At 60.4% G+C, this 4,755-nt stretch carries 6 protein-coding genes; 1 reads left to right on the top strand and 5 read right to left on the bottom strand.

Annotation, left to right across the window (positions count from 1 at the left end):
- Window positions 1–122: 122 nt before the first annotated feature.
- From A3A5_RS43270 to A3A5_RS0112795, 5 genes are all read right to left on the bottom strand, one after another.
- On the bottom strand, window positions 123–293 hold the full coding sequence (locus A3A5_RS43270) for a hypothetical protein (RefSeq protein WP_156914536.1): 171 nt from the start codon (window positions 291–293) through the stop codon (window positions 123–125).
- Window positions 280–2,667, bottom strand: a complete 2,388-nt coding sequence (locus A3A5_RS0112810; protein ID WP_018310700.1) for a 2OG-Fe(II) oxygenase — start codon at window positions 2,665–2,667, stop codon at window positions 280–282. The genes A3A5_RS43270 and A3A5_RS0112810 overlap by 14 nt, the downstream gene beginning before the upstream one ends.
- A 177-nt stretch (window positions 2,668–2,844) precedes the next feature.
- Window positions 2,845–3,282 carry a hypothetical protein gene (locus tag A3A5_RS38420; protein ID WP_018310971.1) on the bottom strand — a complete coding sequence of 146 codons (438 nt, stop codon included), beginning with the start codon at window positions 3,280–3,282 and terminating at the stop codon, window positions 2,845–2,847.
- A 153-nt stretch (window positions 3,283–3,435) separates the two neighbouring features.
- Window positions 3,436–3,771 carry a helix-turn-helix domain-containing protein gene (locus A3A5_RS0112800; protein ID WP_018310970.1) on the bottom strand — a complete coding sequence of 112 codons (336 nt, stop codon included), beginning with the start codon at window positions 3,769–3,771 and terminating at the stop codon, window positions 3,436–3,438.
- Complete coding sequence (locus tag A3A5_RS0112795; protein WP_018310969.1) at window positions 3,752–4,132, bottom strand: type II toxin-antitoxin system RelE/ParE family toxin; 381 nt, start codon at window positions 4,130–4,132, stop codon at window positions 3,752–3,754. The genes A3A5_RS0112800 and A3A5_RS0112795 overlap by 20 nt, the downstream gene beginning before the upstream one ends.
- 393 nt (window positions 4,133–4,525) lie before the next feature.
- Here A3A5_RS0112795 and A3A5_RS41410 point away from each other — a divergent pair.
- The coding region (locus A3A5_RS41410; protein WP_157637218.1) for a DUF4158 domain-containing protein at window positions 4,526–4,755 on the top strand (230 nt) is incomplete at its 3' end.

The raw sequence follows: 4,755 nt of genomic DNA, 5'->3' as shown, positions 1-4,755 counted from the left end.
CTAACGCGGCAAGCCTGGCATTTTCTGCTCGCAAACGTGCCACCTCGGCGAGCAATTCCTCCCGCGTCAACTCCTTCAAGACTTCGTCCCGCTGCTTCATCTCACTAAAGGTGTCATCGGCATCACCCTTCGTCGGTCAATACCACCGACTTGGCGCGATTGATCGGTTCGAGGATGAAGCCGTCTCGTGCAGCCGGTTCATAGGCACGGCTCTGATTACAAAGATTCAGGGCTTCAGGTACAGCTTCATCGACCGCCTCGGTATTGATATCCATCACGTCACCTTTCGTCATCAGTCTCTCGCTCCTGGACGTTCACCCGGTATGGCCCAGCGCCAGGTTGTCCTCCCTGTTCGGGGACGGACTCAAGCCGTTCGAGGTTGCGCAGATCCTCCTTGCGTTGCCGCACGCGCCGCTCGTAGCTTGCCTGATTCTTGGTGCAGATCAGACTGTAGGGTCTTCCGACCCTGCTTGTGGCGCAATCTACATCGCAACCATGTACGGTGATGGCGCTCTCAACATGGCGGCGATCTTTCTCGGCGGCCTTAAATACCCACTCCCTGCGCGTGGGATCCACCAGGAACCGGCCGAGCCCGGCGCAATGGGCGCAACGGCAGAGGATTGGATTCGCCCGCGCGAAATCCGGCGGTGGTGCCAATGGCGGGGCAATACGGATGCGCAGATGTGCCAGAGCGGCGCTACGCAGGCGCTGCACCGATGCGCTCTTCACTGTCGGTCCGCGTTCGCTCAGCGTCAGGATGGCCGGGACCACAATGGCGTCCAGGTCAAACGAAGCCGGATACGCCAGGACATGCCCCACAACAAGGTCGGCCAGTAATGGCGCGTCAATGCGCGCGAGGGCAGTGAGCAGATCTTCGATCAGGCTTGGCGTGATCGGATCCGGGGGAAGGAAATGGTCGGGTCGGGCGGAGGTGCGTTGCCCTGTCAGCGTTTGGACGAGCGTCGTGGCTGCCGGGTGAAGAAGTACAGGAGAATTTCCGAACTGGTCACTTTCGCCGATCCGCGCCAGTAGACCGGCGCAGGCACCGGGCATCATCTGCGCGTTCCAGGCGATGATCTGTTCCACGAGTTCGGACGCCCGCTGCGGCAGGAGAAGGCCGGCTGCGCGCGTCAGTGCCTCGTTCTCGCTGCCGTGATACATCCACTTGGCCGGCATGATGTCCAGCAGGGTGTCGAGGTGCGCGGTGTCGCGTAGCTGCGTTAGGCTCGCCACCATGCAAATGACCTGGTCCCCGTTACCATAGTAACCACGCGATGCCGGCCAGTCGCGCAGCATGTAGCCGGCGAGCGTATGCGCATCGTGCCATTGGGGCGAGGCCTGACTCTCCCCACTCTGTTCCCAACGAGCGGCCAGATCACTCAGGTACGGCAGGGTCACGCCCAAACCTGCTTGATGAATCACGGCAAGTCGTCGCGTCCGGGGCCATAGCACAAAGGCCGCCCGCCGGTAGGTCCGCTCAAAGGTCGCGCCCTCGTTGCCGGTGGCCTCGTGGAAATGCTGTTCGTCAGGCTCCAATTCGTCGAAGCTTCCCGGTGGACAGAGTTCGTCTTCCTCGAAAGGCAGGGCAGTGATGGCCGGCTTGCTGCCATCGGGCTGCCGCCAGTCCGAGATCGTCAGCGTCCGCTCGATGAGTTCGCCGATCTCGAAGTCATCGTCGTATCCATCCTCATCGTCCTCATATCGGTCGCGGTACCATCGGCTTCGTCTGCGCGAGGCATAACCGGCATATTCCGCGGTCCCCGTTTCCTCGATCGACACCAGCGCCAGGTGAAGGTCGCACTCAGCTTCGTTTGCGGCGCGAATGAGTACACCAGCGGCGGCGGCATCTGCATTTTTCAAAGCGTCAAATGCCAGTTCTGCCGGCGTATAGGCGTGCTCCAGCGGATAGATCAGCTTGTTTGGTGAGTCGTCATCGGGCGAATCCTTGTTTGCGACCCAACGCCGCAGCAGCGCCGTGATCACTGACAGTTCGCCGCCATAGTCCGGTGGCGCGGAAGGCTGGCGCCGGCCAGCGCGGGCCAGGTTGTAAATGAGGACCAGCCGGTAACCCGAGGTAACCGGACGCACCTCATGCACACAGTCCGCGTAGAACGCCGCGAACGACACCGTGGCCGAGTCGGACCCGCCCAGATCGAGGCAGACTTCGCGTCCCCGGTGGCGGACAATGAGTTCCCCGCCGCTGCTGACCGAGGGCAGCGCCACCACGAGGGTGGCGAACATCCCCGGAATTTTCTCCGTGTCGCGATGCTCGACGAAAAAGCTGCCGGTATCATAGATCAGCAGCTTGTACAGTTCTGCCGTTACGGGTTCGGTCACCCCCAGCCCTGCCGCCACTTGGCCAATCATCGCATGCAGGGTCTTGGGCCAGCTTTGCCCGGCAAGGTGGACGCCGCCAGCATCAATCTGCCAAGTCCGGCGAACCTCGGTATCTACGAGCGTTTCCTCTCCGCGACCGTAGGGTGCCCGCTCCGCAACGGCGACAAGCTGTTCGCCCTGCACGGAAAGCAGTGGCAGCGCGATGCGGCCAACGCCATCTACTTCCAGATTGGGCATGACGATTTCGGACCTGCCCGAGGCACAGAAATCCCCGTGGCAACGAATGGTCGGAATTATCTTTGCCAGGTCGCGAGTGATCGCACGCTTCAAACTGCTTCTCCTATGTTTCATGGTTTCAGGAACGGCCCACCTTCCGCCAGGGCGTGGCGTCGAGTAGCACTTCTCGTACCGGTCGATCGGAAAGTTGAGGGTTCCCCGAAAATTCACGTACCCAAAATGGGGGTTGTAAGCCGGAACCGCCGAAAATTCCGTCGCCCGTCCCGACCATCAACCCGCAAACTGCTTGATCCGATCGGCTAGGTGTCCGAACGCTTCGTTCACGTACTCCAATGCTCTAGGTTCAGCACCCTGCGCGCGTAGAGCGCTCTTGAAGCTGTCCAGTTCGGACAGCCATTTCCGATGCAGCTGACCCAACTCGTTGACTTGCGGCTGGAAGCCTTGCAGGTTGCCGCTTCCACGAAACGCTTGATAGCCGCGCTCAAGGGTTGTCGCCGTGACCAGCAGTTGAGCCGCCCGTTGCTTGTGCTCTTCGAAGACCTCGGCCATGCCGTCATAGGGCCGCGATGCCTTGTTGCGCTCGGCTTCGGACGCCTCCTCCATGATGAGGGCGTAGCGGTAGAACCCGGGAAATTCGTGGCACAGCGCCATGAGTTGCTGGTCGGAGGTGCCGACCCAAATCTTGTGCAGGTTGGGCACGTAACCCATAATGCGGTTGATGATGCATGAGTGTCGCTGCCGCCCTGGGCGGCAAGTTGTTGCATGTGCTGATCGACCTTCGCTGCCAGTCGGCGAAATTCATTCATGCTCATGCATGTCCCATTCTTCATCAGCAATGCGGGCGCTCATCGGGGCATCTGGTCAGGCGGTAGCGAGAGTCAGGTGCCCGACCGGCTCGGATGCCGGTCGCACCTTGATTTCGATGTCGTAGCCGAGGCGATTCAGGCAGTCCATTAGCTTGCGTTCGGACAGGTTGGTGAAGTCGCCACGCATCATGCCCGACACCTTCGGTTGCGGAATGCCCATGCGCTTCGCCGCCGCTTGTTGGGTGAGCCCGAGGGCACGCATCGCCTTCCTGATCTCGACGACCAGGCCGGTTTTGATCTTGAGCTTTTCGGCGTCGGGCAGCCCAAGGTCGGCGAAGACGTTGCCCGAGCTGCGCTGAACCTCGACGCCTTCAATGATTCGTTTTTGCATTTCGTAGCTCCTGTGCCAATGCTTCGGCCACCTTCAGCCGAGCGCGGATGATGTCCATGTCTGCCTTCGGCGTGGCGATCCCGCTCTTGCTCTTCTTCTGGAAGAAGTGCAGGACGAACACCGCTTCCGCAAACTTGACCGTGTAGACTGCTCTATAGGTGCCGCCGGCATCGTCTTCGACGACCTCCAGCACGCCGGCACCGCCGAAGCCCTTGAGTACCTTCGCTGCGTCATCCTGGTCGCCCATCTGCGCCAGCGACAGCGCGTAACCGAAACGCCGACGTACGTCGAGCGGCAACGCCATCAGATCCTTGTAGCTGCTCGCGATCCATTCGAGCGGTTTTTCTTTGTCAGCTGCCATGGCGGCATTTTATACCTGTTCAGGTAATACCGCAAGCGAGGCAGGCTCAAGACAGTGTGGCGAAACAAGTGTGTCGCGACATATCCGCAACAGTGACATGCACCAACCTCTGGCTGGCCTCAAAATTGTGCGGAAAACCATGTCGCCAGCGCTACAGCCATGCCAATGCGCGGCACTACGGAATGCTGGCGGCTCCTGCTTGATCGCCACCGTCTCGACTGCCTGGCGTAGGCTTCGGGGCACGCTGGATCCACTATCGCAAGACGACAGACCCAGGCTGCGCGGTCAAAGCTATCCGAACCGGAAAAACTCCACGCTCTGCCCCTCAAGTGACTTCGGGAGTACGATGTCCGCCCGCGATTTCGGATCGTGTCACCTGGATGGGGGCGGAAGATGCCGGGCTTGGAATTTCGTTATGTGGGGAAAGACAGCTTGCCTTCTCGATTGTCGGAATTCGATGTCGAGTACTATTTCGCGCTGACCGATAGCGATGTTGCTGCAATCAACCAGAAATTTCGGCGTGCCGGCCGTGCCGGAGCCGCCATCCAGCTGGCATTTCTGCGGGCAAGTGGCTGTACCCTGGCGTGGTTCAAAAGCCGGCTTTTTTGCGTTAAACGGACGAG

The organism is Cupriavidus sp. UYPR2.512 (assembly GCF_000379565.1).
GTDB lineage: Bacteria > Pseudomonadota > Gammaproteobacteria > Burkholderiales > Burkholderiaceae > Cupriavidus.
The sequence above is the reverse complement of the archived record's forward strand: the minus strand, read 5'-3'. Positions and strand labels throughout refer to the sequence as shown.

What these genes read in the sequence shown, in the direction of transcription:
- A3A5_RS0112795 (WP_018310969.1), bottom strand. Translation starts at nt 4,132, where the DNA reads ATGGCAGCTGACAAAGAAAAACCGCTCGAATGGATCGCGAGCAGCTAC.
- A3A5_RS38420 (WP_018310971.1), bottom strand. Translation starts at nt 3,282, where the DNA reads ATGGGTTACGTGCCCAACCTGCACAAGATTTGGGTCGGCACCTCCGAC.
- A3A5_RS43270 (WP_156914536.1), bottom strand. Translation starts at nt 293, where the DNA reads ATGACGAAAGGTGACGTGATGGATATCAATACCGAGGCGGTCGATGAA.
- A3A5_RS0112800 (WP_018310970.1), bottom strand. Translation starts at nt 3,771, where the DNA reads ATGCAAAAACGAATCATTGAAGGCGTCGAGGTTCAGCGCAGCTCGGGC.